This is a genomic window from Runella zeae DSM 19591, assembly GCF_000423565.1.
In the GTDB taxonomy this organism is placed as follows: domain Bacteria; phylum Bacteroidota; class Bacteroidia; order Cytophagales; family Spirosomataceae; genus Runella; species Runella zeae.
Map to the genome: position 1 here is coordinate 1 of NZ_AUIF01000010.1, position 16,319 is coordinate 16,319.

Annotated in this window: 4 protein-coding genes; all 4 read right to left on the bottom strand. The window is 45.8% G+C overall.

Features of this window, described 5'->3' with window-relative positions:
* Nucleotides 1-6,107, bottom strand: a 6,107-nt coding sequence (locus G563_RS33520; protein ID WP_157585016.1) for a fibronectin type III domain-containing protein, incomplete at its 3' end; no start/stop codon positions are given.
* Between the two features lie 22 nt (nucleotides 6,108-6,129).
* On the bottom strand, nucleotides 6,130-7,944 hold the full coding sequence (locus tag G563_RS0102130; RefSeq protein ID WP_028663846.1) for a TonB-dependent receptor: 1,815 nt from the start codon (nucleotides 7,942-7,944) through the stop codon (nucleotides 6,130-6,132).
* Between the two features lie 16 nt (nucleotides 7,945-7,960).
* Entirely contained in the window at nucleotides 7,961-14,992 is a 7,032-nt protein-coding gene (locus G563_RS0102135; RefSeq protein ID WP_028663847.1) for a T9SS type A sorting domain-containing protein, read from the bottom strand.
* Nucleotides 14,993-15,064: 72 nt separating this feature from the next.
* Entirely contained in the window at nucleotides 15,065-16,276 is a 1,212-nt protein-coding gene (locus G563_RS0102140; protein ID WP_157585018.1) for an SGBP N-terminal domain-containing protein, read from the bottom strand.
* Nucleotides 16,277-16,319 lie beyond the last annotated feature (43 nt).

A 16,319-nucleotide genomic window follows, 5' to 3' on the forward strand; every position in this document is an offset into this window, starting at 1 on the left:
GTGGATTGAAACGAGGTCGAAAACTGCGCCTTCACTTGCGGCAACGTCAATTCGTTGATAGCAGGATTGACTATCACATTGCTTTCTTCCAGCGTAAGGCAGTTGGCGGGTAAATCGTACAAATGAAGATTCTGTTTGTAGAGAATCGTCGATTTTAGGGCATAAATCAACACCGCCAACGGAATACACTTTGTCGAAGTGGCATCCGTCGAAAGCTTAATTTGTTTTAACAATTGCTCTTGACCACCATCATCCGCAGTAAGTGCGTCACGTGCGGCGTTTTCGATAGCGGAATAGCTATTGGAAGCCGCTTCATTATAACTATCTACAAACATGGTTTCCTTCAATCCTTCGGTAAGGGCTTTGGCAATATCTGTCATCCCCTCACAATCTCCGTCAAGGGCTTCGATTTGGTCAATAATGTCGGTGTAATCTGCGGGAAAATCAAGTTTATAACTTTTAAAATAGCTATTGTTTCGAAGTTGAGTTTCGGTAGCAGTCAAAAATATCGCCGCTTTCTCCCGCGAAAACTGCCCGTACTCGTCATAAAAAGCATTGATATTGGCACAAAGTAGCGTGGTAAAATAATCGGCCATGAGGCTTTTCAGCGGCAATGCAGCCGTACAGCCCGAAACAGTAGTTGTGGTTTCCGAACTTGTTTGCGATAATTCACCTGAGGTGGTAGTATCACCTATACGAGCGTTGGAGTTGTTTTCGGTACGAATGCCCTTGGAATCAAAATAAACGGTGTACTTACATATTTCATTAGGATAAGCGATACTAGGTTTACAACTGATTTCAATCTTAGAACCTTGTTGGGGATAAAATGACGTATTGTTAGAAACGGCTTGCGAGGATGAATTGGGCAGGGGATAATAGCTTGCCTTCAATTCTTCAGCACCTGGCACTTCTTTGTTGATGCAGCCCGTAGCCGTAATTCGATGAGCAGTACCGCTGTAAGTTACTACAAATGAAATTTCTCCCGTTTTAGCGCCCCCTAACTGTCCGGTCGGTGATTGCGACTCAACTAAAAGTCCAAAACTTTCACAGCTGAATTCGTGCACGTCTACTAAGAATTGTTTTTGAGCACAAATAGTGCCGCTAGTTTCACAAGTCGCTATGTAAGTAGTAGAAGTAGTAGGGGCATCTTCTAGTGCCTTGAGAGTACGTACAATTCCTTGGCCATCTCTAGCCGTCCACTTAATGGTTCCTTTGTCGCATCCCCCTGCTTGCAATGTAATTTTGGAGCCAGAAGGGATAGGGTAAGGCAATTGAATATTAGCACTATAGGATGCCCAAAAATCACTACATATTTGTTGATAAATTTCTGAGCCATAAGAATTCTTTAGGTATATATTTATACTTCTAGCAATGGTTTTGCCCTCAATCAAGCAATTGGCTTGGAAAGTCGTTGGGCTGGTAATGGCAGGGCTCGTAATTGTACAAGGAGTACCTTGGCAAGGCACAGAAGGTTTTGTCCAAGATATTTGGCCTCCTATACAACCTTCTGCGGTAAGCGTAGTAGTTTTACCACTTTCCACTGCTTGGGGCGTAGCTTTGAGCGTAAACCGAATTTCGGCCTTTATGGTGATACTTGCTTCAGTAGAAGGCAATGCAACTTTTGAACAACTAGCGGTATAAGTCGCGGCTTGTTGTAGGTTCGTAATCGTAATCTGATGATTAGGGTAGCTGGTTTGGGTATTTTCCTCTAACAAAGGCCCTTTCCAAAGGACCACACCTCCTGTACATCCGCTTGCGGTAAGAGTAACGGTATTGGGTTCGCCACTTAAAATAGGAGTACTGGGGCTTGCACTTAAAGTGAGAGTCTCACAAATGATTGGATTTATCTTGCTAGCAGGTACTTCGATTTTAATAGAGCTTTCACATTGGCTTACATCACAAATAGCTTTTATGGTCTGGGTTTTGAGAGGACGTATACTCAACTGAGTTCCCCACCCTATGAGAGCTTGCGCTTGATCTCTCCAAAGAACGGTTCCATTGAGACATCCTTCGGCCGTAAGTATTGCTTCTTCCCCTGCTTTTAGGATATTTTTTGGGGCTGTAACCACAAAAGCACAGGGTTTTATTTCAACCGAATGTTTGGCTTTACATAAAGGTCTGTCACAACTCACTTCATAATCTACCTTCTCAAGTGCTATCTCCGTAATAGTCACCGACTGGCTGAGTAGATTTCCTTTAGAACTTTTCCAAACAGCATTGCCTAAGCATCCAATAGCACTAAGAGTAACCGATTCTCCTTTAGCGGCAACCGCTGGTCCCCGAATCGAGATACAAGCAGGCGCAACCTGAATCTGGTATGTTTTTTGAACAATTTCGTTGCTTGTAGCCCTACAAGTAGCTATGTAAGTAGTTGTTTGTAAAGGTTGTTTTTCTATGGTAATCGAAGGGTATCGGGTGTTCAATTCAATATTCAACGAAGTAGCTGGGTTACTTTCCCATCTAACTTCCCCTGAACATCCTCTTGGCGTTAGGGTTCTAGGGTACCTTCCCTCATTCCCTACCTCAATAGAAAAATATTCATTTTCAAGGTTGTCTGTGTAGGTATAATAAGCTTCACATCCATTTTTACCACAAGTTCCCTTATATATTGTCGCTTGTGAGGGCACTGGAATAATTATTTTGCTCCCTTCCATACCATTATCCCATCTAACCGTATTTCCTTCACTGCATCCATATGCGGTCAGTGTAAGAAAACCTGCCTTTTCCTCCCATCCACCCACCCAAAAATCTTTACATTTTCTACTAACGGCTTTTACTTCAAGGGTTTTGGAACAAGCATTTTCACCTTCTCCACAAGTAGCAATCACACTTAAATCTCGGTCTCCATCAAATTCAACACTTCCTTCACCTTCTTTAAATTCATTCCCATTGATAAATAAGGGGCTATGAGTACAAAAACCCCTAATAGTTATTTTTTTGTCAGAAGTAAGCCCCAAAAAACCACCTTTATATTCAGGAAAAACTTTAAGTATAATATCGCATTTTACTTTTACCTGAATCGTTTTTTCACATATAGAAGAGCCCATAGCACAAGTAGCTGTAAACTCCATATTCTTCACTAAAGAAACACTAATCGCGGGTTTTGTCCCTAAGTTTTTATCCCAAGTTATTTGTCCCCTACAGCCTTGTGCCGTCAATGTTACGGCCATGCCAGGAGCTACTTCTGTCTCGGAAGCTTCTATCGTAAACATCTTGCACTTATCATCAGCCACTTTTATCTCTACAAAATTAGAGCATGCTCTTTTGCCTGGTACTTCACAAACTGCAAAATAAACATGGGTTTGAAGGGGGCTCACAATAATAATATTCGTCCCTTTTTGGCCATTACTCCATGTGATGTACTGAGGCTGACATCCAAAGGCAATCAATGAAACTGTTTCATTTTGATAAATCGTACTTTTCTCTGCTTTTATGGATAAAAGGCAAAATGTGCTTAAAATATTACCAATAGCTGCTTCACTAGCTAATTGTTCGTTATTGTAGGCTACAATGTCATAATTGTAATTTTGACTTAAATCCAAGCCCGTAATCGTCGCCGAATTGGTCGAAGGATACAGCGTACGGGTCTCACCATTGGCATCTTGGTAGCTCAGCTTAAATCGCTGATGTAGGCTGTTTTTGGCCCAACTGATTTTTACACTATGATCGTCAAGTACCGTGTAAGTCAAGTTTTCGGGGGCGGGTAAGGTCTTCGCTGGCGTCGCAAAAAGTGCCGGACCGTAGCTGTCCAACACCTGCCCGTCGGCACCATAACCTATCACCCTAAACGTATAATTCGAACCCGCCTGTAAGTTGCTCAATTCCACTTGAGAATCCGTCGTGTTGAGCGTCAACTCCCCCAACGTCGGGATTTGATATACCACCGCATAACGCTTGATGTTCCCACTGCCTTGCCACGACAAATGCGCCGAATTGAAACTTACCTTCGATACCTCCACATTGCTAAGCTGACCCGATTGAGGCGTTTCAATCGGAACTTCGGGCGTATGGCCTAGCTGCTTAATTCTTTCAAAAATAGCCTCATACTGAACCTCAAGACCCGCCACCGTCGGGGTCTGGGTCGTGGTCTTCAGCGTCGTCAACTGACTTTGTAGGCCATCCATTAGCTTTTGTAAGTCCCCCAACAGCGTCACCACTGCCGGGTTGCTACTGCCAAGCTCGCTCAGTTGCTGCTTGAGCTGCTCGCTCCCTTGCAAAATCGCCCCCAAATATTGAATCAATAATGGCTGCGCTTGCACCGACGTCAGACTTTGAGTGCCCAACTTCGCCACCGTTTGGTCGTAAAGCGTCAGGGCTTGCTCAAACGTCCCCGCAAAAACCGTCGGGTCGCTTTCTTTCAGCAAACGCTCCACCAAGCTTTGCTGCTGTTGCGCCAACTCTTGCGCCGTTACATTGGCTTTCACCCGAAAAAATCCACTCACTTCATACACACAGCCCCCGTTGTCACTGGGTTGGGCTTTCTTGGCTTTCACCCCTTCAAACTCTACCAACGTCATCGCGTTGCCCAAAAAAGGCAGCCGCACCAAGCCCTCGCCCGCCAAACCCGGACCCGATTTTACTTTCGTCACAAACACCGCAAAATCATAAATCCCCAGCACATCCCCCACCTTCAAACTCCCCAATTCCTCCCCTCCCGTGGGCAATCCTACGCTCGGGTGAGGTCGCTGACAATCCGCAAAAGAGCCCGACGCCAAGGCACAGTCCGGGATTTGGAGCGTGGTCGTTGTCGGAGCCGAAAAAGCCGCAATCCGCAGTTGAGCACTGTTACTCACCGGAAAGTTGTGGTACAAATCTGGTAAGCTAGTCGGCGTTTGAGCGACCCCGCCGCTGGTCTGTACCTTGATGAGTTCAGGGTTTAGCAGTTCTATCGGTAGTTGAGGGCTGGGCTCGGGGGCTTCCTCGGCGATGTTCCACCGCTGCACTTCACTCGCTTCGCTGGGCACTAAGCTCCCGCAATCGGTGCGCATACGAAACAAATACGTCTGACGGCTCAATAGCTCACTCACCACCTGCGTCGTAGCCGTGGTTTTCAGGGTTGTCCACGATACATCCCCTTCGGCTTGGTATTCTACTAGGTACGATTGGGCCTGCGCCAAGGCTTGCCATTGTAATTGTACCCGGTCAGATGATACGGACTTGATGCTAAAAATAGGCGCAACGCAGGGCTGACCGTACCGAAACCAATTGACTTGACTGTAACCTTCGTTGGAAAAATTGTTGAGTTGACCCGCCAAATCAATCGCCCTGACTTGCACCCCGTAGCGTTGACCTACCTCCAGCGGTTTTATCCATTGCGTAATGTCGCCCGTTAGCGTGGTGTTTGGAACCGTCAGCTCTAAACGTGGTTCGGTACAAGAGAGCATGATTTGCTCGTTGGGTTCGCTATCATCGGGTACTTGGCATACTTTCAATTGGTACACTACCTGCGATTCGGCCGTCGCAAAATGGCGAGGTGTCCACTGAAAAACCACTTTTTGCAAACTCGTGGCCGAGATTTGAGAGCCTATCGCTGGCAGATTCAGGATCGGAGGTTGGGGGGAGGTCAGTACCAAAAAGGTGACACTCGTGTTGGAAACCACCTGACCCGTAGATGCCTCAAAAGCCTGCACCGAAATCGTATAAAAGCCTTCTGGTAAAGACAGATTGTAGGCATCCACCACATCCATGCCCTCGGCTTGTAGGGCGGCGGGGAAGAAATAAGCTCCCGCCAAATCGGCCCCCGAAAGTTTACTTGGCACGCCCGGCTGTAAGCTGATAAAAGAAGCAGGAACAAAACCGTCTCTTGAACCAATCCGAATCCCCGGCCCTTCCAACTGCCACCGCAAATACACCTGCACCGAAGGCTTGGTCAAATCTTTTAGTAGCAGATTGACAATGAGCCGTTTGTCGGACGAAAAATAATCCGACAGACGTTGCGAAAAAGGGGCCGCGCAGTAGGCCGTCGTCTGTACGGGATAGTTGTCGGTGGTTTGGGCTTGAAGCCCCCAAGAAAAACCCAACACAAACACGAACAATGTAACCTTGCTGAGGATTGAAACCTTAGAAAGAAAAGCAGTGGTATAGGAAATTGGTAAACGAAGATTCATGAGACAATAGGGAGGTTACAGGCTACTTTTTAGGAGCCCATAGTTTGGCATTGAATTGATACGAAAAACCCAAGGTGGCCGTAAATTCCCGAAACGACGGGGCGGCTCTTGCTACGCTGTTTACTTTACGATCTAGATAAATCAGGTTCAACATCAGATTGAACTGAGACGACACTTGTCCCGTCAGTCCCCAACGGGCGTTGATTGTTCGTTCGCGCGAGGCAAGGGCATCGGTGGCGGGTGTTTTACCCCATGTATAGAGGCTACTTAGATTCGTTCGCCATTTTTTACCCAACCCTTTGTGCAAAGAGAGCGCCGGGCCCCATTGGGTGTTGGGTAAGTTATTGAAATGACTTTGGCTAAAATTGAAAGAAGTCGTAAGCATCAGCTTCTTGGTCGTATGATTGAGGCTGTAATCGAGGCTCACATTGGAGAGATTGTTTTGCGTAGCCGCGTTTCCCAGTTGGTCATCCCCTTTTTGAAATATCCCATTAAACACAATCGACTGAAGGAGCTCTTGGGAAGTAGTAGGAAAGTTGAAAGTCACCATCGCCATTAGATTCTGGTTGATTTGGCGAAAGTTGAGCGTATCCAAGGCATTGTAGGGGGTCACTCGCGTCAAGTAAGCGTAGGCGGGGATGATGTTGGAGTAATTACTAAAATTGGAATAGTTGAGCATCACATTCCATTGCTGATTGGGCGTGAGTTGCAAGTTGAGCATACCCACCGTGCGCTGATTGGTTTTTAATTTTTGACGTTCTACGTTATCATGTTGGATACCCAAATTGGCCCCTACCGAAAGTTTGCCATCCCAAAGTTGAGTGGCTATTTTACCTTCAATGGTTTCTAAATCATTCACAAAAAAGTACGCCCCAAGGGTACGATAATTGGGGTCAACGCGGCTATACTGCAAGCCCGTATTGAATTTTTTGCCTCGGTACAAGAGTTCAGTTTTAAACGCTTTCCGAAAATCGGTGGAGGTTTTAGGGGAGAAGGTTCCCAAAAAAGTTTGGATGATATTGGTGGAGCGCGTGGTCTCGGGTGCTCGCAGGTCGTTGGTAATGCCCGAAAAAGCGATTTCAGCGCTGAGAAGTAGTTTTTTAACCACTAGTTTACTGCCCTTCAAAACGACTACCGCGTTTTGTTGGGGCAATATATTGAGTTCATCGAGGGTATAAGGTAAAGAAGTAAGGCGATCGGCGGCGGTAAAAAAGATCAACTCGGCCCGGTCTTCCTTCTTTTTATAGCCCGCCATCAGCCCCAGACCACTTCTTTTATAAGAAGGTCGATTGTTGAAGGTCTGATAGGAAGTATCCAGACGCACGGCACGTTGCAAGTTACCCGCCATCACACTGGCATAAAAAGGCTTCTTGGGGTTTTTATATTCTAAACCAATGCCGTCATAGCGATGTCCCGCGACGGTATAGGGCGAAAACTGCATGGCACAAGTACCCACTTGGAGCGTAAAACCCTTGTAAGTAGGTTTTAGTAACAGCCGATTGAAAGGCTGTCGAAATTGATAGGTGCGGTCGAAAGGGTGGGCAAACTGAACCGTTTGATTAGAAAAACTAAAAGAAATGGGCATTTTGATTTTACCCAAAATATCAACGGACAGGTTGCCCGTGTAGAGTACATTGAAGGGTACGGTGCGGTTAGGAATACCATCGGCGGTATAATATACGTGATTGCCAGCGAGCATACCCGTGAGCGAAACGCCCTTTTGGAGTAAGTTTTTGGGGGCCAATGACTGCATAGGCACTGGCGTAGGGTTTTGCCCCCAGCCCTCATAAATACCTACGAACAGTGCCAATAGCAGAAGTTTTGTAAATGTTTGCATGGAGTTGAGGAAGGGGTTAGTTCAAGACCAGTATTTTTTGAGAATAAGAAGCCGTCCCCGCTCGAATGGTGATGATATATATATCTTGGACGACATTGGGCAACTGTACTTCAAAAGTGTATTGCTGCTGCGCTTTGCCGCTGGTTTGATACACCAAAGAAGCGGTCGTAAAACGCGTGATGAGTACTTCTACATCACTGCTCTTTTTGAGTTTTATGTCAAGGCGAAACTTGCCGTAGTTGGGGTTAGGATATACAATGACCTCCTCGATACTTTGTTGGTTTTTATAACCTAGTTGGTCTTCAGTCTGATCTATATCTTTGCGAAAAAACAGCTCAATGTCTCGTTGTTTTTCATTTTCGCATTCTCCTTTACGAGCTAGCATTTTGATGGTATACTTGCCTGAGTTGGTCAATACAAAGGCACCTCTTTGGAGATTTTTTTCGATGCCATAAGCTTGCGGCGGAAACTCCCATTTTACTTCATCAGGGGTAGGACTCGATATATTGAGGGCATATACGGTATCTCCTACAAAAGCCTGTACCGGCATCAAAAAATCAGCCTTCATGGCCTTGTTGTTGTTGATGAGCTTAAAGCTCCCCGTTACTTCACAGCCCGTAGGATTTCGTACCACTACCCGATACACCCCCGGCGCTACGGCTTCGATAGCGTCTTGTTTAGAAAGGGGTTGGTTGTTGAAAAACCACTGCGTTTCTTGCCCCACGTTATTGGCCTTCAATCGCACAATCTGTTCTTTACACACCACTGCTGAGTCGCCTAGTTGAATGGGGTTGAGACCCACCGGCGCGGGTATATCTGCGTATAGCCTTAGCAAACAGCCATTTTGGTCAGCCACATTGACGCGGTGGATTCCCGCGTTTAGGTTGGCAAAGGTGGTATTGGTTTGAACCGTTTGGGAGGAAGCATTATTAAGCCCCACTTTAAAAGGAGGCACGCCACCGGCTACTTGCAATTGAATACTGCCATTGGCCAGACCCACACAGGTAGGTGTGGTATAGTTTAAACTAGCAAACATCGGTCGGGGCCAATTCAGGCGCACGCGGGTGATGGTATCTATGCACCCTTTGCGGTCGGTTACGAGCAAGGTGTAGTCGGCTTGGGTCAATCCTTCAAAAAGCCCAACTGATTGATGAATGGCATTGTCTAGGGTATAGATATAGCTGCTGTTGCCCCCGCTTGCCTTTACTTGAATCCGTCCGTTTTGGTCGCCCGCGCAGAGTGGGTCTTTGCGCTCGGTCAACGACAACTGTAGTTCGGTGGGTTGAGTAACGGCAATTTGGGTTTTGTGCAGGCATTGATTAGCATCTTTCACCCAAAATTGATATTGTCCTGCATTAAGGTTTTTAAAGGTTTCGTCGGCTACATAGTTGGTCCCGTCTTTGGAATACACATAGCCGGGCGTACCGCCACTCGCTATAATACGTACACTTCCATTGCTTTCTCCAAAACAGCGTACGGTATCCGCGTAGATAGGCCTGAGTTGAACTAAGGTAGGCTGAATCACCGCGACAGTTTGGGTCACTAGGCAAGCATGAGCATCTTTGAGTTGGACCGAATATTCGCCGGCCACCAATCCGCCAAATTCATCGGGTGCTTGGAAGTTGCCGCCATTGAGGGCATATTGATAAGGTAGCGTCCCGCCCTTTCCTGTTACTTTGATTCGACCCGTGTTGTCACCAAAACAATCATTGTGCTTGGGAGTCAAAGTACTTACCAGCAAATCGGGTTGTGTTAGGGTAGTGGTTACTTCAAAAGGACATTGATTGGCATCTTTGATGAAGAGGCGATAAGGTCCCGCAGCAAGGCGGTCAAAAATGGTACTGCTTTGGTAAGAAGCATTATCAAGCGAGTATTGATAGGGTGCCGTGCCACCGTCGGCCAGAAGTTCAATTTGGCCTGTATTGTCCTGAAAACACAACAAATCTTTTTTACTAGCCACTTTCACAAAAACAGGTTTGGCAGGCTGCGTCACGGTGGCTGTGATGGATTTTAGGCAATTGTGCGCATCACGGACGTAGAAAACCTGGTTTGCTCCTTCTTTCAATCCCGAAATGACCGATTGAGATTGGTATTGGGTTTGGTCTCGGCTATATTGATAGGGCGGTACGCCTCCACTCCCGGCCAATTCGACGGCGCCGTCGCTTCCAGCGAAGCATTTTACCGCCTCAATTCTGACGACACTAGGGATCAGATCGGTAGGCTGAGTGACTTCAATAGAGGTAGTTTTGGTACAACCGTGCGCATCCCTTACCCAATAGGCGTAGGTATTGGCTTTGAGATTGGCATAGCTGTTTTCGTTGGTATAATTGGTACCGTCGGTGGAATATTGATAAGGCGCAATCCCCCCCTGCACATTCAACTGGGTTTTTCCGTCCTGCCCACCGAAACAATTGACGTGCTGGAGTACGACCGGCGTTGGTACGACCAAACTAGGCTGGGTGAGATTGACTGATTGGGTAAAAATACAGCCTAACGCATCTCGAATGTTGAGCGAATATTGTCCCGCAAAAAGATTGTTAAACTCCACGGGCGTTTGGTAATTATTGCCGTCAATAGAAAACTGATAAGGAGGGGTGCCGCCGCTGCTACTAGCGGTGATTTGTCCAGTTTGGTCTCCAAAACAGTTGTTTGGCCGGGTGGTATGATTACCCGTTAGGGGGGTGGGTTGGGTAATTACGACCCGAATACTATCAATACATCCTAGGCGATTTTGGGCGGTTATTTTATAAGTTCCTAGCGTAAGGTTATGAAATTCGGGACTTGAACTAAAAGAGCCATTGTTGATGGCAAAGGTAAAAGGGCCCGTATTGTTGTCGCCCAAGGCTTTGAGATAGCCATTGTTTCCGCCAAAACAAGATACATCTCTGCGTTCGGCAATTTTTAAATCGGCGCGATTTTGTTCCTTGATTTCAACACTCACTACCGACTTACAAGACAAAGGGTTGTCTTGAATCGTAATGGCATAAAGGTTGGGTTTGAGGTTATTAAATTGACGATTGGGCGAGAAACTATTACCATCTATGGCGTAGGTATAATTTCCAGTACCGCCCGTCGTATTATCAATCGACAAATTTGCATTGGGCGTAGCGCAGCTAATGGGGGAAATAGTATAAGATGCTCTGATACTTCCCGGCAAAGATAAATCCACCAACTCAGTGTAGGCACAAAGACTGTCGGCCACCGTTACATAATAAGTTCCATTCGTAAGATTAGAAAAGGTATTATTGGTAGAAAAATGGTTTTGAGAACTGATGCGATAGGTATAAGGCTGCCGACCGCCATTGGCGACTGTAATGGCCACCGACCCGTCGTTTGAAGTACAAGACGTGGGATGATTTTTGGCTACTTCAAAACGAATGCGGCTGTTTTTGGGTACTAAAGTGACAGGGAAATCTTTGGCACAGCCCGTATGGTCGCGCGCCGTAATGGTATAATTCCCAGCTTTTAGTTGCGAAAATACCCCCTCATTGTTGGAAGCACCAGCAACGGGATTTTGGGTAAAATCAGTACCCGACAATAAATACGTAAAATTGCCCAAACTGCCCGAAGCCACCACTTTGAACTCGCCACGAGCATAGTACTCACAATCAATGTCTTTTTTTGAAAGTACCGTAAGACTGATTTCGCTGGGTTGGTTAAATGAAGTGGTCAGTTGCGTGGCGCAGTTGTGAGCGTCTTTGGCAAAAATGGTGTAGCCCTGAGCAGCCAAACCTGTAAACAAACCCGATGGTTGAAAGTCGGTGTTGTTGAGCGAATACTGATAGGGCCCCGTTCCACCATTTCCGGTCACTTGAATCTGTCCTGAGTTATTACCAAAACACGTCAAATCTTGTTTGCTTTGTTGAGAAAGGGTAAACAAGCTAGGGTGCGTCACCGTAGCTGTGAGGGTTTTGGTACAACTGTTTGCATCTTTGACAGTAAGCTGATACGTTGCTGCTGGTAAGTTGCCAAAAAGACTACTCCCTTGATAAGAAGTGTTGTCGCGGCTATATTGATATGGAGCCACCCCTCCCGAAGCCGCCAATTGTATTGAGCCGTCGCTTCCATTAAAACATTTTACATTCAAGACTTCTACCACGCTGGGGATGAGATTCGTAGGCTGGGTAGGTGTGATAGAGTTGGTCTGTAAAGCACATCCGTTGGCATCTTTCACATGCATCGAATAAGTAGTGGCACTCAGCCCCGTAAAGGTTGCATTGTTTTGATAATTGGTGCCATCTTTAGAATAGAAGTAGGGGGTAGTTCCTCCTTTGGCTTGGATGATAGCGACGGCATTGCTTCCTTCAAAACAGGAAACTTGCTGGGTCACGTTGGCACTAGCTTCTAAGCGAGTGGGCTGTGAAACTGTAATATTTCTTGAAAATCTACAATTTTGAGCATCCTTAAAATGTACCGTATAGTTACCAGCGGTTAGGTTGTTGAAAGAGGTACTTGATTGATAGTTTTGACCGTCGAGTGAATACTGATAAGGAGTCGTGCCGCCCGAAGCAATCCCGGAGAGTTTACCAGTTTGATCCCCAAAACACAAATTGTTGGTAATATTCACATTGCCTTCCAACAACGCAGGCTGGTTCAACACAACCGACACATTGGCCGTGCAGCCATTGGCATCTTTTCCGGTGATGTTATAGGTTTTAGCGGGTAAACTTCCAAAAACACCCGAGCCTTGGAAGGCCCCCGCGTCTAGCGAAAACTGATACCCTGGGGTACCGCCATTGGCATTGACCTCTATTCTTCCCGTATTGTTTTGAAAACAAGATAAATCTGATTTGCTGACTACCGCTACCCCCAACCTCGCGGCTGGTTGAGCAATGGTAGCGGTGACGGTTTTTAAACAATTTTTGCTATCACGAATGGTAAACGACTGACTTGCCCCTGCTGATAAACCGCTGATATTGCTAGAAGCCTGATAATTTCCGCCCGTTTTGGCATACTCATAGGGTGCAGTGCCGCCCGCAGCACTTAATTGGACACTGCCATCATTTCCCCCAAAACATTTGACGGCCGATACGCTTACTACGTTGGGAATGAGTTCAGAAGGCTGAGTCACGGTGACAATCCCCGACTCTTTGATACAGCCATTGGCATCTTTGACCCAAATTTTGTAGTTATTGGCCGATAGAGAACTAAACTGAGCACTGCTGCCATAAGTAGCACCATTGATAGAATACTGATAACCGCCCACTCCCCCTGAAGCACTGGCGTTTATCTGGGCGTTGTTGCCTCCAAAACAAGACACGTGTTGATTTACCGTAGCCGTCAGTACGATAGCCGATGGTTCGGTAAGGGTGACATTGATGCTTTTTTGACACACATTATCTTTGACCCTTACTTGATAGGTCTTGGCACTCAAGCCCCCAAATTGGTTGCTTGACTGGTAATTGATACCATCTAAAGAATACTGAATAGCCCCCGAAGAAATAGAGCCGGTGGTGTTGATGGTAATGCTGCCGTTGTTGCCCCCAAAACAGCTTATATTTTGCTGAGCGCTCACGGAGGCAATGAGTTTGCTTTGTAAACCAATGCTCACTGCAATGGATTTGGCACAACCACTCGCATCTTTGACGTAAAGGGTATAATTTCCCTCGGCAAGCCCCGTAAATGACGCACTGCTGCCGTAATTGGTACCGTCTTTAGAGTAACTATAAGGCGGAGCGCCCCCGCTTGCACTGAGTGTGACACTCCCATTGGCCACCTCTCCGCACGTTACTGGAGATTGACTGCTGATAGACACTTCTACCGAACTACTTTGGCTAATCGACGTTGTTTTGGACATTTCACATCCCGACCGATCTCTGACTTTGATGGTATAAGAGCCCGCCGCTAGGTTTGAAAAAACATTGGAATTACCATAGGCTCCATTGTTGAGGGCGTAAGTATAACCTGGCTGACCACCCGTGACATTGACGGTGATTTTGCCCGAGCTACCACCGCTACAAGCGATGTTTACCACCGATTCGTTGATAGTAATGTCGTCAGCAATTTGAAATTTTTGTTGTACAAACCTTACACCATCCACCACAGCCGTTACCCAGTGCGTGCCAGTGGTAGTAGGTGTGTAAGTCACCCCCGTGCGATAATCAAGGGGATTGGTGTTAGAAATCACCCCGCCTGAGGCACTGTAAACAACAAAGCGTTTGAGTTCATCCACCAACACATTATCAATATACATGCGGTAGTAGGCTTGGTCGAACGTGATTTTGAAGACGGAATTTGTAAAGTTTCCAGTGATGGTTCGGTCTTGAAAATCGTTGGTATAAGTGCTTTTTTCAATCGTAACTTCATTGTTACGAACCCTACGAAACCTTACCCCCCCAATGGCCATCATAAAGTCACCGCCAATGACCGTCCCATTGTGACGATACTCTAAGGTCACCGTGGAGCTACCCGAAAACTGCGGAATGCCATCCATGCGTAAATTGCCGTCGGTAAGGATAGAGCCATTCGTTCCTACCGTATAGTTCACGTTTTGTTGGCCATTGAAACTGATATTAAAATCAGAAACTTTGATGGGAACCCCATTGACCAAAAATGCGCCCGTAGGCGTACTGGTAGATTGATTAAAAAGGGTAATAGGACAAAGTACGTGGGCATTGATGGCGATAGGCTCGCATTTACCTATTTTGACCGGGGTGACTAGCTTAGAATAAGGCGAAAATTCGTCGGTGGGTCCGATACCATTACCCGTATAAGAGCTACCATTAGGTACTTCAACATAGACAAAATCGTCCGTAACGGTTCTTTCAAAAGGCGTACTGCCGCAATCATCCGTTATTCTTAAAACATCGCCTGGTTTGATGGAGCCAAACGGAAACTCAATATCATAAAAACCATACCCAAAAAAACCAGAGGTATAATTGAATGGCTGCCCATTGAGCGTAAAATGAATCTGACTTGGATCGGTACAGACCATGTTATAACTTCTTACTATGCGATTAGTAAAAGGCAATGGATTGATAAACAGCTGATTGGCTTGAGATTTTTGTAAAGAGCTTGGTGTATCTTGGGCTATGGCTACGTCAGCCATAGAAATGTATATACAAAGGGCTGTTAATAGTTGATAAAATTGTTGCATCTGTGAGGAGAGGGAAAAGTTTTACTAGCGTATCACAAGAGATCGATCCAACGTAACGGTATAATCTTCGAGAGGGTTGTCGTGCAAAAAGGTCACATTCAAGCGATAAGTATCAGCCACTATTTCTTCCGGCAATTGACACACAAGCAAACGACTTTTGGCGTCGTAGATCGCATTCTTAAAGTAGGTTTGTTTTTTACCGACGATTCCCACCTGAAACAATCTTGCCTTGGTCGTAGCCATATTTAATGTTTTGAAGGAAAGGGTTTCTCCTTTGATATAGCTGTCTTTAGGGCTATCAATGTCGCGGATAAAAGCCTTTTGCGCGTCATAGATTTGAACAGTAGTGGGGTAGGTTGACGACTTTTTTTGTTGCGTTTGATTGAAGAGACTTATACCATAAACATTAGGAGGCATCTGATTCGGAATCACAAACCCTAATCTTTGAGAAGAAGTAATTTCTTTAGCCAAAGGAATCACCATATCACGAGCTGAAGCCTGCAAGTAAAGCTGATAAGCATAACTAGCCACATCGGTATGGGAGGCGCCTATCCATAAGGTATCACCTTGCAGCAAATGAAATTTCGATACGCTACGTATCGTTGGAACGGGAAGTGCCACCACCACAGCCTGTGGCGAAACCGACGAAAGCTCTTTTACTTGGACATTGCATCGATAATTGCCAGGAGGTGTATCTATCGGAATTTCAACAACGATAAATGTGGAATCCATCTCCTTGACAGAAACTATGCTTTTTTGTCCTGTACTACTAACCAAATTTACCGCCACATCCAATACAAAAGAACCAAAATACTTCCCTACTATACGGAGATTTTGACCTGCATCTAAGGTATCCTTATCGAAGTTAGTAAGAATGGGGGCAGGTTGAGGGGCTACCGATAGCTTAACGGTGTAGATCACCTTAGAGCCGTCTTCGGCCGTCAACGTATAGTAGACTGGTTTTGAAAAATCTTGGGGGACTTCAGAGGCAGGCACTAGGCTGGCTCTGTCGCTAACGGTAAGCAGCGGGGTCAGTTTTTTGGGATTAGTACCATAAGGCACAGAAAGCCTAATAACGCCTAAATTATCATCAATTTGGGCAATAACACTAGCATTTTCACTAATCTTAAAAGATAATATACATTTTTCTGAAGATAATATTTCTTTCTTTTGGCAACCAATACTCAGCACAATCACGCCTATCAGCCCCAAAAAATTCTTATAAAATGACCTCATTTGAATATAGAAAAATTGATAAATCACACAAGGAACAAGCGCT